Below are 16,209 nucleotides of genomic sequence, written 5' to 3'. Positions count from 1 at the left end.
ACGCTCGACCCCCACACCTCCTACCTGTCGAAGGATCTCTACAAAGAGGTCCAGCGCGACACCAAGGGTGAGTTCGAGGGTCTGGGCATCGAGATCACCAAGGGCGACGGCGACAAGTCCGAGGGCTTCGTCTCGGTGGTGTCCCCGATCGACGGCACGCCTGCCGCGCTGGCCGGCATCCGCGCCAAGGACCAGATCGTGGCGGTGTGTCCCGACGGCAGCGAGAAGAGCTGCAAGTCGACCCAGGACATGAACCTGCTCGAGGCCGTGAAGATGATGCGCGGCCCGCGCGGCACGAAGATCCTGATCCAGGTGCTGCGCGACGGCTGGGCGCAGCCGAAGCCGTTCGTGATCAAGCGCGCGTCGATCCGCGTGTCGAGCGTGACTCTGCACATGATCGACAAGGACATCCCGTACGTCCGCCTGTCGCAGTTCCAGGAGCGCACCGCGCCCGACCTCGAAGAGGCGCTGGCCAAGGCGCACGAGACGGCGGGCGGGAACTTCCGCGGCCTGGTGCTCGACCTGCGCGACAACCCGGGGGGCTTGCTCGACCAGGCCGTGAAGGTCGGAGACATCTGGATCGACGAGGGCATGATCGTGTTCTCCGAGGGCCGCAACGGCGGGAACCGCATGGAGTGGCACGCCAAGAAGGAAGGCACGGAGCCCGAGTACCCGATGATCGTGCTGGTGAACGGGGGCAGCGCCTCGGCCAGTGAGATCGTCTCGGGCGCGCTCCAGGACCACAAGCGCGCGCTCGTGCTCGGCACGCAGACCTTCGGCAAGGGCTCGGTGCAGACCATCATCCCGCTCGAGGACGGCTCCGGCCTGCGACTCACCACGGCGCTCTACTACCTGCCGAGCGGCCGCTCGATCCAGGAGGTGCGCGTGCAGCCCGACGTCGTGGTCGAGCCGTTCAGCGAGGCCGAGCTCGCGGCGCAGAAAGAGACCAAGGACCAGCAGCGCCATCCCATGGGCGAGGAGGACCTCGCGGGTCACTTCGTCTCCAAGGACAAGAAGCAGCAGGCGGCGCCCGCACCGGCCCCGGCCCCGGAGCCGGCGACCGAGTCCGACGCGCCCGAGGCGGGCCCGGGCGGCGCCGACAAAGAGGCGCGCTTCGCCAAGTCCGTCGACTCCGATCGCCAGCTCTCGCGCGCGATCGAGCTCTTGAAGAGCTGGACGGTGTTCTCGAAGTTGCACCGGGAGGGCGGCGCCTAGCGCCCGCGGAGCAGTCACTGACTGACTCGCGCGGCTGGCCGTTCTGGATCGCTGCATCGGCGGTGGTCCTGGGCGGAGCCCTGCGCCTGGGGGCCGCGCGCGGCGATCTGTGGCTCGACGAGATCTGGTCGCTCCAGCTCGCGCACGCCGCGCCCACGGCGCTCGACGTGATCTGGGGCCTGCACTTCGACAACAACGACTACCTGAACACGCTGTGGATGCGGCTGTGGGGCGACGACGGGTCGGCGCTCGTGCAGCGCGCGCTGTCGGTGGCGGCGGGCGTGGGCCTGGTCGCGCTGGGCGCGGCCTTCCCACTCGAGCGCGGGAGACTCGCGGCGGCAGTCACGGCGTTTCTGCTCGCGGGCTCGCGCTTTCTCGTGCACTACGGCTCCGAGGCGCGCGGCTACGGCCCGGCGTTGTTCTGCGCGCTCGCCGCGTATCTCGCGCTCGAGCGCCATCTGGCCACGCGCGAGCGGCGCTGGGCGGGCGGCTTCGCGGCCAGCGCGCTGCTCGGGCTCTTGTCCCACCTCACGTTCGTGTTCGTGCTGGCGGGCGCGGCGGCCTGGGTGGCGGCCGACGCCTGGCGCAGCCGGCGAGCGAGCGCGCTCGACCTCGCGCTGCTCGCGCTGCCGGTCGCGTTCCTGGGCTTCCTGTGGCTGGTCGACGTGCGCTGGCTGGCAGTCGGCGGCGCGCCGCACTACGACCCGCTGGCGGTGCTGCCCGACCTGGCCGGCGCCACGCTGGGTCTCCCGGAAGGGGCGCTGCGCTGGCTCGGGCTCGGCTTCGTGGCGGCCGCGGGCTACGAGCTGTGGGCGCTCGCGCGAGCCCGCGACCTGCGCGCGGTGTTCTTCGCCGGCGCGTTCCTGGCGCCGATTCCCTACCTGCTGGTGCTCCGGCCCGAGTACGTGTACCCGCGGCACTTCGCGGTGCTGGTGCCGCTCTTCCTGTACGTGGCCGGCTCGGGGTGGGCGCGGATCGCCGGCCTGGGCCGCGCCGGGCTCGCGGCGGCCACGCTGGCGCTGGCCGTGTTCGCCGCCGGGAACGCGCTGCAGCTCGCGGCGCTCCTGAAGGACGGGCGGGGTCACTACCGCGAGGCGGTGGAGCTGATCCTCGCGAGCAGTCCTCCGGGGCCCATCACCGTGGGCAGCTTCCACGACTTCCGGAACCGCACCGTGCTCGAGGACCAGACGCGCCGGCTGGGCGTGCGCGACCGGATCCGCTACGTGGAGACCCGGCAGGTCGGCGAGCACCCGCCCCAGTGGCTGGTCTTGCACGACTTCCGCCTCGAGCCCCCGCGCAAGGACTACATCGAGGTGCTGGGCCACGTGTACGCGCTGGTCCGGATCTTCCCGTATGCGGGTCTCTCGGGCTGGACCTGGCTGGTCTACCGCGAGATCCCGCAGCCGCCGCAGTGAGCTACCGTCGGGCCATGCCGCCAGTCACGCGCGAGGCCGAGCCCGTCCCGGTGCTGCAGGTCGGCGAGCTGGTCGAGCTCGTGCGCGGCACGCTGCGCCACGAGGTCGGCGTCGTGGTGGTCGAGGGCGAGATCGCCTCGCTCTACCGCTCGCGCGCGGGTCACCTGTATTTCGACCTCAAGGACGAGCGCGCGCTGTTGCGCGCGGTCATGTTCCGCGGCGCGCAGGAGGAGCTCGCGATCGAGCCGCAGGAGGGCATGGTCGTGCGCGTGCGCGGCGTGCTCGACGTGTACTGGGAGCGCGGGGCGCTGCAGCTCGTGGTCTCGGAGCTCGCGCCGCGCGGCGAGGGCGCGCTGCGGCTCGCCTTCGAGAGACTGCGCGCGGAGCTCGCGGCCGAGGGGCTGTTCGCGCCCGAGCACAAGCGCGCGCTGCCCTTCCTGCCGCGGCGCATCGGGCTGGTCACGAGCGCGCAGGGCGCGGCGATCCACGACTTCCTGCGCGCGCTGCGCCGGCGCTGCCGCACGCCCGAGGTGCTGGTCTACGACGCGCGCGTGCAGGGCGAGGGCGCGTGGCGCGAGCTGGTGCGCGGGCTGCATCTGGTCGCGGAGCGGCCGGGCGTCGAGGTGATCGTGCTGGCGCGCGGCGGCGGGTCACTCGAGGATCTGTGGAACTTCAACCGCGAGGAGCTGGTGCGCGCGATCTTCGCGCTCGAGACACCGGTGGTCTCGGCCGTGGGTCACGAGGTCGACTGGACGCTGTGCGACTTCGTGGCCGACGCGCGCGCGGCCACGCCGACCGCGGCCGCGGAGCTGGTCGCACCGGACTCGAACGCGCTCCTGCAGCGCGTGGCTGCGCTCGAGCTGCGCATGAAGAGCCGGCTGCGCGCGCGCTTGCGCGAGCTCGGCCATCGCCTGGAGTCACTGCGCCGCGGGCTCGTGCACCCCGCGCAGCGCCTGCGCGAAGCGCGCCGCAAGCTCGGCGACCTGACGCTGCGGCTGGGCACGGGCGTGCAGCGGGCGCACGAACGCGGCGCCGCGCGCCTGGCGGGCCTCGCGGGCCGGCTCGACGCGCTTTCGCCGCTGGCCGTGCTCGGCCGCGGCTACACACTTGCGTTTCGCGAGGCCGACGGGCGGCTCCTGCGCGCGCCCGCCGAGGTCTCTCCCGGAGACGCTATCCTGCTGCGGCTCGCGCGCGGGCGAATTCGCGCTACGGTGCGCGAGTCCGAGAGCGAGCCGGAGCTCTGAGGGGAGGACATGGCGGCAGGGCAGGACCCGCAGGAGTCGGAGCCGCGGTTCGAAGCGTGTCTCGCCTCGCTCGAGGCCGTCGTGGCGCGGCTCGAGAGCGGGGAGCTGGAGCTCGAGCAGGCGCTGGCAGCGTTCGAAGAGGGCGTGTCGCTCGCCCGCCGCTGCTCGAGCAGCCTGGAAGCCGCCGAGCTGCGCATCCGCCGGCTCGAGGAGACCGCCAAGGGCCCGGTGGAGCGCCCGTTCGCCGAGGACGCCTCGTGAGCGCGGACGTCGATCTCGAGCGCTTTCTCGACCAGTCGTGCGCGCGCGTCGATGCGCAGCTCGACCAGACACTCCCGCGCGCCAGCGAGTCACCCGAGCCGCTGCACGAGGCCATGCGCTACGCGGTCTACTCGGGCGGGAAGCGCCTGCGGCCCGCGCTGGTGTTCGCGGCAGCACACGCCTGCGGGCTCGCGCCCGAGCGCGCAGCCCCGCTCGCCGCAGCGGTGGAGCTCGTGCACACCTACTCGCTCGTGCACGACGACCTGCCGGCCATGGACGACGACGACCTGCGCCGCGGCCGGCCCACCGTGCACGTGAAGTTCGGCGAGGCGAACGCGATCCTGGTCGGAGACGCGCTGCTCGCGCTGGCCTTCGAGGCGCTGGCGGACGCAGGCGCGCCGAGCGCGGTGGTCGCGCGGCTGGCACGCGCGGCGGGCTCGCGCGAGCTCGTGGGCGGCCAGGTCGATGACCTGGCCTTCGATCCGGAGCGGGCCAACGCGGCGCTGGTCGCCTCGATCCACGAGCGCAAGACGGCGGCCCTGTTCCGCTTCTGTGTCTGGTCGCCGGGCGTGGCCGCGGGGCGGCCGGCGCGCGAGCTCGAGTCACTCGACGCGTTCGGGCTCGCCTACGGTCAGGCGTTCCAGCTGGTCGACGACCTGCTCGACGGCGGTCGCGACGAGTGCTCGATTCTCTTGGTGACCGACGAGTCGGGCGCGCGCGAGCGCGTGCGCGACGCGGTCGGCCGCGCGCTCGCGCTCGCCGACTCGTTCGGCGCGGGCGGCGCGTACCTGCGCGGCCTCGCGGCCGCGGCCGCCGGTCGACTGAGGTAGGGGAGACGATGAGTCACATACTGGACGAGGTGCGCTTTCCCGACGACCTGCGGCGGCTGCCCGAGGACCGCCTGCCCGAGGTCGCGGCCGCGGTGCGCGGCGCGATCATCGACACGATCTCGAAGACCGGCGGTCACCTCTCGGCCGGGCTGGGCGCGGTCGAGCTGGCCGTGGCCCTGCACTACGTGTTCGAGACGCCGCGCGACAAGCTGATCTGGGACGTCGGTCACCAGGGCTACCCGCACAAGATGCTCACCGGCCGGCGCGAGCAGTTCGCGTCGATCGGCAAGAAGGGCGGCATGGGCAAGTTCCTGCGCCGCCACGAGTCACCCTACGACGTGTTCGGCGCGGGTCACGCCGGGACCTCGATCTCGGCCGCCACGGGCATCGCCGAGGCGATCCGCCGCCGCGGCGGCAAGGAGAAGGTCGTTGCCGTGATCGGCGACGGCGCGCTCACCGCCGGCATGGCCTACGAGGGCCTGAACAACGCCGGGTATCTCAAGCTCTCGAACCTGGTGGTCGTGCTGAACGACAACGAGATGTCGATCTCGCCCAACGTCGGCGCGCTCACCTCGTTCCTGGCGCGCCGCTGGTCCGCGCCGCAGACGCGCCGCCTGAAGCACGCGGTGAAGAGCTTCCTCGAGTCGATCCCGGGCGCCGGCGACGAGCTGGTCGAGATGGCGCGCCGCGCCGAGCAGAGCTTCAAGGCGTTCATCTCGCCCGCGCAGCTCTTCGAGGGCCTGGGCTTCAACTACATCGGCCCGCTCGATGGTCACAATGTGACCGAGCTGGTCGAGGCCTTCCGCAACGTGAGAGACATCGAGGACAACGAGCACCCCGTGCTCGTGCACTGCCGCACCGAGAAGGGCTACGGCTACGAGTACTCGCAAGCCGACCCCGTGAAGTATCACGGCGTCGAGCAGTTCGAGGTCTCGTCGGGCGCGATGAAGAAGTCACCCGGCGGCAAGCCGTCGTGGACCGGCGCCTTCGCCGATGCGCTGATCGCGCTGGCGAAGACCGACCCGCGCATCGTGGGCATCACCGCGGCAATGGCGGGCGGCACGGGCCTGGACAAGTTCGAGCAGGCCTTCCCGGACCGCTTCTACGACGTGGGCATCGCCGAGCAGCACGCGGTCACGTTCGCGGCCGGGCTCGCGACCGAGGGCCTGAAGCCCGTGTGCGCGATCTACTCGACCTTCCTGCAGCGCGCGTACGACCAGATCGTGCACGACGTGTGCGTGCAGAACCTCGACGTGACCTTCGCGCTCGACCGCGCGGGCCTGGTCGGCGCCGATGGCGCGACTCACCAGGGCCTGTACGACATTGCCTATCTGCGCGCGCTGCCGAACATGGTGGTGATGGCGCCCAAGGACGAGAACGAGCTGCGCCAGATGCTGAAGACGGCGATCGAGTACCCCGGCCCCGCGGCGCTGCGCTTCCCGCGCGGCTCTGCGCTCGGCGTGCCGCTCGACGCCGACATCAAGCCGCTCAAGATCGGCGAGGCCGAGCTGCTGCGCGACGGCAGCGACGCCGCGATCGTCGCGCTGGGTCACTCGGTGGCGGCCGCGCAGGAGGCGGCGCAGCGACTCGCCGAGCACGGCATCTCCGCGGCGGTGCTGAACGCGCGCTTCGCCAAGCCCGTCGACGGCCGTTGGCTCGCGGAGCTCGCGCGCCGCTGCCACGCGCTGGTGATCGTGGAGGAGCACGCCAGTCAGGGCGGGTTCGCCGACGCGGTGCTGGCCTGCCTGGCCGCGCAGGGCATCTCGGTGCCGGTGCGCGCGCTCGGCGTGCCCGACGAGATCGTGGAGCACGGCTCGCAGGACGAGTGGCGCGCGGCGATCGGCCTCGACGCGGAAGGCATCGAGCGCGCCGTGCGCGCGCTGCTCGCGCGCTAGTCACTCCGGCCGGCTCGCGCCGCACAGTGGCTCGCCCGAAGGTCCGCCTCGATCAGCGCGTCGTCGAGCTCGGGCTCGAGACCACGCGCGCGCGCGCGCAGGCGCGCATCCTGGCGGGCGAGGTCGAGCTCGACGGCGTGGTGCTCGACAAGGCGGGCACACAGATTCCCGCCGACGCCCAGCTCGTGCTGCGCGCGCGCAGCCGCTACGTGTCGCGCGGCGGCGAGAAGCTCGCGGGCGCGCTCGACGCGCTCGGCGTCGATCCCGCGGGCCTGCGCTGCGCCGACGTGGGCGCGTCGACCGGCGGCTTCACCGACTGTCTCCTGCAGCGGGGGGCCGTGCACGTGTTCGCGCTCGACGTCGGCCGCGGCCAGCTCGACACCAGGCTGCGCGCCGACCCGCGCGTCGAGTCACTGGAGCGCACCAACGTGCGCCACTTCGTGCCCGGCGAGCGCGCGCCCTACGACCTGGTGACCGCGGACGTGTCGTTCATCTCGTTGCGCACGGTGCTGCCGAAGCTCCGCGAGCTCGTGCGCCCGGGCGGACGGCTGCTCGCGCTGGTGAAGCCCCAGTTCGAGCTCGAGCGGAAGGCCGCGCCCAAGGGCATCGTGCGCGATCCGGAGCTGCGGGCGCGCGCCGTGCGCCAGGTGCGCGAGGCGGCCGAGGCGCTGGGCTTTTCGACCCTGGGCGAGGCCGAGAGCGTGCTGGCGGGACCCAAGGGAAACCGCGAGGTCTTCCTCCTGCTCTTGCGCGCGGGAGAACCCGAGGCCGCCGGGCGCTGATTTGCCAAGTGGCCGCGGCTGCCTAGACTAAGCGCACCATGTCGGTTGTTTCTCTCACGGAAGCGGCGGCTTCGAAGGTCCGGCAGCTGATCGAGCGCGACGGGCGGGCGGGCTACGCGCTGCGGCTCAAGGTCGTGGGCGGCGGCTGCAGCGGTCTGCAGTACCAGCTCATGTTCGACGACAAGGTCGGCGACTGGGACCAGAAGAGCGAAGCGCACGGCGTCCCGGTCGTGGTCGACTCGAAGAGCGCCGTCTACCTGCTCGGCACCAAGATCGACTACGTCGACGACCTGAACGGCTCGGGCTTCAAGATCGAGAACCCCAACGCCACGTCGACCTGCGGCTGCGGGCAGAGCTTCGGAGCGTAGGGCGCCGAGCTCTCAGAAGTTCGGCATCCGCCCGCGCGCGAGCTGCGTGAGCGTGAACGCCTCGTCGGGCACTTCTGCGCCCACGACCACGTTGCGCACGCGGCGCACGGTGTGGCGGCCGGTGCGGAGGTCGGTCATCTCGTCCTCCATCGGGATCCACCACTCGATGTTCTTCTCGATGCGGTCGATGCGCGCCTCGTAGCGCTTCCACAGGCCGGCGTCGTCGAAGTAATCGGTGCGCACGATGACGGGCCGGTCCTGCGAGACCCAGGCCAGGAGCATCGTGTACGGGCCGTCGAGCGGGCGCAGGCGCAAGACGCGGCAGTCCTCGCCGTCGATGCGGTCCTCGCCCAGCACCTCGATGCGGTAGTCGTCGGCGCGCCGCGCGCGGAAGTCGGCATAGTTGAAGTCACTGCCGAAGAGCGACGCGCGGTAGCGGCCCATGCTCACCGGCCGCACCTGGCCGCGCGTGCCGACCGAGGTGAAGGCGCGGTCGGACTCGCCGGGCTTCTGGAACAACAGCACGCGCGCCGAGTCGCGCCGCCCGTCGCCGTCGTACACCAGCGTGCGGGTCTCGCCGCCCTTGGTCTTGCGGCCGTACGCGAAAGTGACTCCCTCGGCGTCGGGCAGGCCTTCGTCGATCGACAGCTCCACCGCCACCAGCACGTCGGGCTGATACAGATTCCGTAGCGCGGCGTCGAGCGCCTCGCGCGCGTCCGGTCCGTCGAAGCCGACCAGGAAGGGCGAGAACGCCAGCACCAAGGCGAATGACTTCCAGCGCATGCCGCACCCGTTTCGGCGGCACCGTCCGTCGTCGCGCGGAGCGCTAGTAGGAGGGGAACCGCCCGGCCCGAAGGTTCGAGCTCGTGAAGAGCTGATCGGGAAGGACCGGGTCGAGATTGAAATTTAGAAGCGTCACGACCTGGTCCGCTTCGCCGGGGCGCTCGATCGTGCGCCGCCGGATCACGGCGCTCTCGCCCGCGCCCTCGACGTCGCCCGCCGAAACGGTGACTCGCCTCACCAGGTGCTCGCCTCGCAGATACTGTGTCTCGAGCGCCAGGCCGGAATCCCGCGCCAGGAAGGTCAGCACGCGGTCGTAGTCGCCGGCGCCGGCGCGCAGCCTCTCTTCGAGCACGCGGCAGGGCCTGCCGTCGGACGCGCGGTCTGCAAGGCGCGCGAGCGCGAAGTCCGAGGCGCGCTGGGGCCACAGATCGGCCAGCGCCGGCAGGCCGGGCGCGAAGGGCAGGCGCTCGATCGGGCTCGCCAGCACCACGTCGAGCGTTCGACCCGTGCGCCGGTCGACCCCGAACAGCTTGGGTGAGCGGAAGTACTCGATGCCCGGCGCGCCGTCCTCGCGCTCGCGAATCAGGAACGCGAGCGGCTCGTACTTGTGCGGCTCGAACACGCGCACGAATACCTCGGCCTTGCCCGAGACCCAGCGCCGCGCCACGCCGTAGGACAGCTCCTGGCCCTGCCAGTCGCTCTTCCAGACCTCGACCGCGGTCGTGCCGAAGTTGCGCTGGCGGGCGAGCGCGGCCAGCTGCGCGGCGTCGGGCTCGTCGCCGGCGCGCGCCGGAGCCGCGAGCGCGGCGGCGCAGAGGGCGAGCGCGGCGAGTGACGCGATCCGCAAGGCACCTCCCGCGGCTCGCTGGCGACGCGCGGGCCGAGGGCGCAGAGTGTACCGGTGCAGCCGCCGATCTATCTCGATCACCACGCCACGACGCCGACCGATCCGCGCGTCGTCGAGGCCATGCTGCCGTACCTGGGCGAGGAGTTCGGGAACGCTGCCAGCCGCACGCACGCCTTCGGCTGGCGCGCCGCCGAAGCCGTGGAGCGCGCGCGCGCGCAGGTCGCGGCGCTCGTGGGCGCCGACGCGCGCGACGTGATCTTCACCTCGGGCGCCACCGAGGCCAACAACCTGGCGCTCCTGGGCGGAGCCCGCGCGGCGCGCCGGGCCGGAGCTGCGGCGCGCCTGGTGACTTGCCGGACCGAGCACCGCGCGGCGCTCGACCCCGTGGCCGCGCTCGAGCGCGAGGGCTTCGCGAGCGCGCTCCTGCCGGTCGACGCCGGGGGATTGCTCGACCCCGGCGCGCTGCGCGCGGCGCTGCGCGAGCCCGCGGCTCTGGTCTCGGTCATGCACGCCAACAACGAGATCGGAGTGATTCAGCCGATCGCCGAGCTCGCGCGCGTGGCGGCCGAGGCGGGCGCGGCGTTCCACTGCGACGCGGCGCAGTCACCCGCGACCGTGGCGCTCGACCTGACCCGGCTCGGTGTCGACTTCCTCTCGCTCTCCGCGCACAAGCTCTACGGGCCCAAGGGCATCGGGGCGCTCGTGCTGCGCCGTCGCCCGCCGCCGGCCCGGCTCGAGCCGATCCTGCACGGCGGCGGTCACGAGCGCGGCCTGCGCAGCGGCACGCTGCCGGTGGCGCTGTGTGTCGGCTTCGGCCGGGCGGCCGAGCTCGCGCGCGCCTCGCGCGACGACGACGCGCGCCGGATCGCGGGCCTGCGCGACCGGCTGTGGGCCCGGCTCGAAGCCGGCCTGCCGGCGATCGTCCGGAACGGCGCGGCCGAGCCGCGCCTGGCCGGGAATCTGAACGTCTCGTTCCTCGGCGCGGAAGGCGAGGCGCTGCTCGCCGCGCTGCCCGAGCTCGCGCTCTCGACCGGCTCGGCCTGCACCTCGGCCAAGCGCGAGGCCTCGCACGTGTTGCGCGCGCTGGGCGCCGACGGACCGCGCGCGCTCTCCGCGCTGCGCTTCGGTCTCGGGCGCGCGACCCGCGCAGACGAAATCGACCGCGCGGCGGAGCTCGTGATCGCGGCCGTGCGCCGGCTGCGCGCGCTGTCCCCGGTCTGGGACGACCTGCAGCGCGGGGCGCGGCGCGCGGCGCGCACGTGAGCGAGTACTCCGACGCCGTGCTGGCGCACTTCCGCGCGCCGGTCGGCGCCGGACGACTCACTCCCGGAGCGCCCGGGGTGGCGTGCGGCGAGGCGCGCGACGCGCAGGGCGGCCAGCGCGTGCGCCTGCACGTGCGCCTCGAGCACGCGCGGCTCGCCGACGTGCGCTTCCAGGCCTTCGGCTGTCCGGTCACGATCGCGGTCGCGAGCGCGGCCGTGGAGCAGCTCGCGGGACGCGGCCGCGACGCGGCCCTGGCACTCACGGCCGATGCGCTCGCCGCGGCGCTCGCGCTCGCGCCCGAGCAGGCGCGGCTGGCCGAGCTGCCGCTGCGGGCGCTGCGTCTCGCGCTCGCGTATCTTGCGCCCCCCATGCCGCCCAAGAGCGACAACCTGACGCCGAGCCCGAGTCACGTCTCGCGCGCCGACCGGGCGGCGCTCCTGCGACACCGTTCGGTGACGCTCTGGCTCACGGGTCTCTCGGGCTCGGGCAAATCGACCCTGGCGCGCGCGCTCGAGCAAGAGCTGGTGTCGCGCGGCGTGCTCGCCTACGTGCTCGACGGCGACAACGTCCGCGACGGCCTGTGCGCCGACCTCGGCTTCTCGCCCGAGGACCGGGTCGAGAACATCCGCCGGGTGGGAGAGGTGGCGAAGCTCATGAACGACGCCGGGGTGCTGGTGCTCACCGCGTTCATCTCGCCCTACCGCGACGACCGCGCGCGCGTGCGCGCCGCGCTCCCGCCGGGCGAGTTCCTCGAGGTGTTCGTCGACTGCCCGCTCGAGATCTGCGAGCGCCGCGACCCCAAGGGTCTCTACCGGAAGGCGCGCGCGGGCGCGATCGCCGAGTTCACCGGCATTTCGGCGCCCTACGAGCCGCCCGACGCCCCCGAGCTGCGCGTCGCGACCGGCACGCAGCCGCTCGCGGAGAGCGTGCATGCGCTCCTGGCCGCGCTCGAGGCGCGCGGACTGATCCCCGCGGCGCGCGCGGCCGATAAGACCTGAAACGGCCGATTGCCGGTGCGTCATGTCACTGCTAGGCTGCCGTCTTCTCGAAGGATTTCGGTCATCCGAGTCGATCACACCGCGCGCACGGCCCTGATCTCGCTGCTCGCCCTGGCGGCGGCGTCCTGCGCCACGTGGCCCGGCGGCGACACCGGCTCGCCGATCCTGATCGACCAGCCCGAAACCCACGTGACTCCGGTCTCGCCCGAGGCGGAGGCCGGCGCCGAGTTCATGCGCGGCCGCGCGCTCGAGCTCGACCGCCGCTATCTCGAGGCGGCCGAGGCCTACGAGCGCGCCGCTCGCCTCGACCCGCAGTCGGCCGAGCTGCAGCGCGCGCTGGCACAGGTGTGGATGGCCGCCGGCGAGCCGGCGCGCGCGCTCGACTACGCGGAGCGCGCGCTCGCGCTCCAGCCCGACGACGAGGACCTGCGCGTCGGGCTCGCGGGCCTGCACGCGCGCATGCGCAACTACGATCGCGCGATCGAGCTGCTCGAGCCGCTGGCGGACAAGGGCACGCTCAGCGACGAGGGCATGTACACGCTCTTCACGCTGTACCTGAACCTCGACAAGAACGATCAGGCCATGCGCATCGCGCAGCGCATGATCCAGAAGGACCCCGACGACGTGCGCGGCTATCTCGCGCTGGGCGCCGCGTACGAGCGCGACGACAAGCCGGTCGAGGCCGAGCGCGCCTACCGCAAGGGTCTCAAGGTCGAGCCCGACCAGGCCGCGCTGTTCGACGCGATCGCGCGCCTCAAGCGCCAGAGCAAGGACGCCAAGGGCGAGATCGCGATTCTGCGCGAGAAGCTCGCGGTCGCGCCCGGTGACCCCGCGGCGCTGATGCGCATCGCGCAGATCTACGAGGACCAGAAGGACCGCAAGCACGCGATCGCCGCGCTCGAGGAGCTGGTCGACGAGCACCCGGAGCTCGCCGCGGCGCAGTTCCGGCTCGGTCTCTTCTACTACGAGGCCAATCGCTACGACGACGCGATCGACCGCTTCCAGGCGGTGCTGAGCGCGAGCGAGGGCGACGGCGGCGAGAACGACGGCGCGCGCTACGCCAACGAGGTGAAGTACTTCGTGGGTCTGGTGCACGACGAGGCCGGCCGCAGTGACCAGGCGCTGGCGGAGCTCGAGCAGGTGCCGCCCTCGTCGCCGCGCTTCGCCGACGCGCGCAGCCTGATGGCGCGCATCTACGAGCGCCACAAGGACTGGGACCGCGCGATCACGGAGCTGAAGCGCGCGATCGCCGCGGCGCCCGACAAGAAGTCGCTCCAGGTGTACCTCGCCGGGCTGTACCAGAAGAAGGGCGACCTGCAGGGCGCGGTGGCGCTGATGCAGGAGCTGATCGCGGCCAGCCCGCAAGAGGCCGACCTGTATTACGACCTGGGCGTGATCTACGGCGAGGCCAACGACCGCGAGCGCTGCTTCGAGCAGATGAACAAGGCGCTCGAGCTGGACCCCAACCACGCCAGCGCCCTGAACTACATGGGCTACAGCTGGGCCGAGAAGGGCGAGAGACTCGACGAGGCGGAGCGCATGATCCGCAAGGCGATCTCGATCAAGCCCGACGACGGCTACATCACCGACAGCCTGGGCTGGCTGTACTACCAGCGGGGCCTGCGCCAGCTCGAGGCGGGCCAGCGCGAGCAGGCGCGCAGCTCGTTCAACGCCGCGCGCTCGCAGCTCGAGCACGCGCTCTCGCTGCTCGACAAGGGCGATCCGGTGATCACCTGGCACCTGGGCGACGCGTACCGCTCGCTGGCCCGCTACGACGACGCGCTCGCGACCTACAAACGCGCACTGACTCTCTCGCCCGAGGACGACGACGCCGTGAAGATCCGCGCGCAGATCGAGTCACTGCAGCACCAGATGGGGCGCGCCGAGCAGCGCAAGGCCACACATTGAGACTGGCCGCGCGCGCGGCCTGCGCGCTCGCCTGTCTGGCGCTCGCGGCGTGCGCGACCTCCGAGGGTCCGCCGTTCCGGCCGATCGCGGGGGAGGAGGACGCCCTGCACGCGCGCTTCGCCGCCGCGACCCGGGACGCCGAGGCGCGCCAGGCGCTGCGCGCCACGGGCAAGCTGCGCGTGAAGTCGAAGGACGGCACGGTCTCGGTGCAGGAGGTCGTGCTGGTCCAGCGCCCGGCGCGCATGCGCCTGGAGAGCCTGAACGTGCTGGGCCAGGCGCAGAGCGTCTTCATCCTCGACGACGACCTGTTCCGCTTCTTCGACGGCCAGAGAGTCGAGGACGGAGACACCAAGGCGGACACCCTGCGCGAGCGCCTGGGCCTCACGCTCGAGCCGAGCGAGGCGATTCGGGCGCTGTTGGCGGAGCCGCTGGCGAGCGACTGGCCGCCGCGCGAGATACTCGGGCGCGGCGACGAGCGCGAGCTGCGCGGCGCCACCCAGAGCGTGCGCTTCGCGGCCGGCGGCGAGCTGTCGCGCCTGTCCGCGCTCGACGCGCGCGGGCAGGTGCGCTGGCAGGCCGAGTACGACGAGTGGCGCGACGTGCCGGGCGGGCGGTATCCGTTCTCGCTGGTGCTGTCGTTCCCGGAAACCAGCTTGCGCGCCGAGCTCGAGCTCACCCAGGTGGAGCTCAACCCCAAGCTCGACCCGGCGCTGTTCACGGTCGCCCGCCGGGACCCCGCGCGATGAGTGAGCCCGTGCTCGAGGTGCGCGACCTGTGCACCAGCTTCACCACCCGGCGGGGCAAGCTCACCGCGGTGGACGGCGTCGACCTCGAGCTCCACGCCGGCCAGACACTCTGCATGGTCGGAGAGTCGGGCTGCGGCAAGTCGGTCAGCGCACTCTCCATCCTGCGGCTCCTGCCCGAGCCGCCGGCGCGCATCGAGCGCGGCCAGGTGCTGTTCGAGGGCCACGACCTCTTGCGCGCCTCGCCCGAGGCGCTGCGCACGGTGCGCGGCAACCGCATCGCGATGATCTTCCAGGAGCCGATGACTTCGCTGAACCCGGTGTTCCGCATCGGCGTCCAGATCGAAGAGGCGATCCGCGTGCACCGCGACCTGGGCAGGACCGAGCGCCAGGCGCGCGTGCTCGAGCTGCTCGAGCTCGTGGGCATTCCCGAGCCGCGCGCGCGCATGCGCGACTACCCGCACCAGCTCTCGGGCGGCATGCGCCAGCGCGTGATGATCGCCATGGCGCTGGCCAACGACCCGGCGGTGCTGATCGCCGACGAGCCGACCACCGCGCTCGACGTCACGATCCAGGCGCAGATCCTGGAGCTGATCGACTCACTCAAGCGGCGCTTCGGCATGGCCGTGCTGTTCATCACCCACGACCTGGGCGTGGTGGCCGAGACAGGGCAGCGGGTCGCGGTGCTCTACGCCGGGCGCGTGGTCGAGAGCGGAAGCGTCGAGCAGATCTTCGCCGCGCCCCGCCACCCCTACACGCGCGGGCTGCTCGACTCACTGCCCTCGCAGCGCGTGCGGCCGGGCCAGCCGTTGCACGTGATCGGCGGCCGCGTGCCCGACCTCGCGCCGCGGCCCAAGGGCTGCAGCTTCCGCGAGCGCTGCTCGCGCGCGCTCGAGCGCTGCGCGGTCGACGACCCGGTGCTCGAGCCGACCCCCGCTGGCAGCGCCGTGGCGTGTCACAACCCCGTGCCCGTCCCGGGAGCGCGGCAGTGAGCGAGCCGCTGCTCCAGGTGCGCGGACTCTCGAAGTCGTTCGAGGTGAGCGGCGGCTTGGGCCGGCGCGCCCGGCTCCAGGCCGTGGCCGAGGTCGACCTCGAGCTGGCTGCCGGCGAGACACTGGGCCTGGTCGGTGAGTCGGGCTGCGGCAAGTCGACCCTGGCGCGGCTCATCCTGCGGCTGATCGAGCCCGACGCGGGCGAGATCCGCTTCGAGGGCCGCGACGTGCGCGCGCTGTCGCGCGCCGAGCTGCGCACGCTGCGCCGCCGCATGCAGATCGTCTTCCAGGACCCGTTCGCGTCGTTGAACCCGCGCATGACCGTGGGCGAGATCGTCGGCGAGGGGCTCCTGGTGCACCGGCTGGCCTCCGGCGCGGAGCTCGAGAAGCGCGTGGCCGAGCTCTTGGACACGGTCGGTCTCTCGCCCGACCAGGCCGCGCGCTACCCGCACGAGTTCAGCGGCGGACAGCGGCAGCGCATCGGGATCGCGCGCGCGCTCGCGCTCGAGCCGCGGCTGGTGGTAGCCGACGAGCCGGTCTCGTCGCTCGACGTGTCGATCCAGGCGCAGATCCTGAACCTGTTGCTCGAGCTGCAGCAGCGCTTCGGGCTCGCGTACCTGTTCATCTCGCACGACCTGCGGGTGGTGCGCCACCTGTCGCGGCGC

The 16,209-nt window shown here is 72.6% G+C and carries 16 protein-coding genes and 1 pseudogene; 15 read left to right on the top strand and 2 right to left on the bottom strand.

From position 1 onward, the window contains the following. The 8 genes from VMR86_02300 to erpA form a co-directional block, all read left to right on the top strand. Positions 1-1,215: S41 family peptidase (locus VMR86_02300; GenBank protein HTO05862.1), on the top strand; the 1,215-nt coding region annotated here is incomplete at its 5' end. A gap of 62 nt (positions 1,216-1,277) precedes the next feature. Then, complete coding sequence (locus tag VMR86_02295; protein HTO05861.1) at positions 1,278-2,630, top strand: hypothetical protein; 1,353 nt, start codon at positions 1,278-1,280, stop codon at positions 2,628-2,630. Between the two features lie 14 nt (positions 2,631-2,644). Then, positions 2,645-3,874 (top strand): exodeoxyribonuclease VII large subunit, encoded by a 1,230-nt coding sequence (gene xseA, locus VMR86_02290; protein ID HTO05860.1) that lies wholly within the window; start codon positions 2,645-2,647, stop codon positions 3,872-3,874. A gap of 9 nt (positions 3,875-3,883) precedes the next feature. After that, positions 3,884-4,135 carry an exodeoxyribonuclease VII small subunit gene (locus VMR86_02285; protein ID HTO05859.1) on the top strand — a complete coding sequence of 84 codons (252 nt, stop codon included), beginning with the start codon at positions 3,884-3,886 and terminating at the stop codon, positions 4,133-4,135. Continuing rightward, entirely contained in the window at positions 4,132-4,965 is an 834-nt protein-coding gene (locus tag VMR86_02280; GenBank protein HTO05858.1) for a polyprenyl synthetase family protein, read from the top strand. The genes VMR86_02285 and VMR86_02280 overlap by 4 nt, the downstream gene beginning before the upstream one ends. A gap of 8 nt (positions 4,966-4,973) precedes the next feature. Then, positions 4,974-6,860: a 1-deoxy-D-xylulose-5-phosphate synthase gene (gene dxs, locus VMR86_02275; protein HTO05857.1), complete on the top strand. Its 1,887-nt coding sequence runs from the start codon at positions 4,974-4,976 to the stop codon at positions 6,858-6,860. A 26-nt stretch (positions 6,861-6,886) separates the two neighbouring features. Beyond that, positions 6,887-7,642, top strand: a complete 756-nt coding sequence (locus VMR86_02270; protein ID HTO05856.1) for a TlyA family RNA methyltransferase — start codon at positions 6,887-6,889, stop codon at positions 7,640-7,642. A gap of 38 nt (positions 7,643-7,680) precedes the next feature. After that, positions 7,681-8,010, top strand: a complete 330-nt coding sequence (gene erpA, locus VMR86_02265; GenBank protein HTO05855.1) for an iron-sulfur cluster insertion protein ErpA — start codon at positions 7,681-7,683, stop codon at positions 8,008-8,010. Between the two features lie 12 nt (positions 8,011-8,022). On the opposite strand, the gene VMR86_02260 is transcribed toward erpA, so the two are convergent. Together VMR86_02260 and VMR86_02255 are read right to left on the bottom strand one after the other, a co-directional pair. Then, positions 8,023-8,793 (bottom strand): outer membrane lipoprotein-sorting protein, encoded by a 771-nt coding sequence (locus tag VMR86_02260; GenBank protein HTO05854.1) that lies wholly within the window; start codon positions 8,791-8,793, stop codon positions 8,023-8,025. Positions 8,794-8,836: 43 nt separating this feature from the next. Next, positions 8,837-9,640, bottom strand: a complete 804-nt coding sequence (locus tag VMR86_02255) for a hypothetical protein (protein HTO05853.1) — start codon at positions 9,638-9,640, stop codon at positions 8,837-8,839. A 54-nt stretch (positions 9,641-9,694) separates the two neighbouring features. Between VMR86_02255 and VMR86_02250 the strand changes: the two genes are divergently transcribed. The 7 genes and pseudogenes from VMR86_02250 to VMR86_02220 all read left to right on the top strand — a co-directional run. Beyond that, positions 9,695-10,903, top strand: a complete 1,209-nt coding sequence (locus VMR86_02250; GenBank protein HTO05852.1) for an aminotransferase class V-fold PLP-dependent enzyme — start codon at positions 9,695-9,697, stop codon at positions 10,901-10,903. Continuing rightward, positions 10,900-11,238, top strand: a pseudogene (locus VMR86_02245) (iron-sulfur cluster assembly scaffold protein). The gene VMR86_02250 and the pseudogene VMR86_02245 overlap by 4 nt, the downstream one beginning before the upstream one ends. 33 nt (positions 11,239-11,271) lie before the next feature. Continuing rightward, entirely contained in the window at positions 11,272-11,901 is a 630-nt protein-coding gene (cysC, locus tag VMR86_02240) for an adenylyl-sulfate kinase (GenBank protein ID HTO05851.1), read from the top strand. A 15-nt stretch (positions 11,902-11,916) separates the two neighbouring features. Further along, entirely contained in the window at positions 11,917-13,809 is a 1,893-nt protein-coding gene (locus VMR86_02235; GenBank protein ID HTO05850.1) for a tetratricopeptide repeat protein, read from the top strand. Continuing rightward, positions 13,806-14,555, top strand: a complete 750-nt coding sequence (locus VMR86_02230; protein HTO05849.1) for a hypothetical protein — start codon at positions 13,806-13,808, stop codon at positions 14,553-14,555. The genes VMR86_02235 and VMR86_02230 overlap by 4 nt, the downstream gene beginning before the upstream one ends. Next, on the top strand, positions 14,552-15,544 hold the full coding sequence (locus tag VMR86_02225; protein HTO05848.1) for an ABC transporter ATP-binding protein: 993 nt from the start codon (positions 14,552-14,554) through the stop codon (positions 15,542-15,544). Before VMR86_02230 ends, VMR86_02225 begins: the two co-directional genes overlap by 4 nt. After that, positions 15,541-16,209: ATP-binding cassette domain-containing protein (locus VMR86_02220; protein ID HTO05847.1), on the top strand; the 669-nt coding region annotated here is incomplete at its 3' end. The genes VMR86_02225 and VMR86_02220, both read left to right, overlap by 4 nt.

The organism is Myxococcota bacterium, assembly GCA_035498015.1.
Taxonomy (GTDB): Bacteria; Myxococcota_A; UBA9160; order SZUA-336; family SZUA-336; genus VGRW01.
The sequence above is the reverse complement of the archived record's forward strand: the minus strand, read 5'-3'. Positions and strand labels throughout refer to the sequence as shown.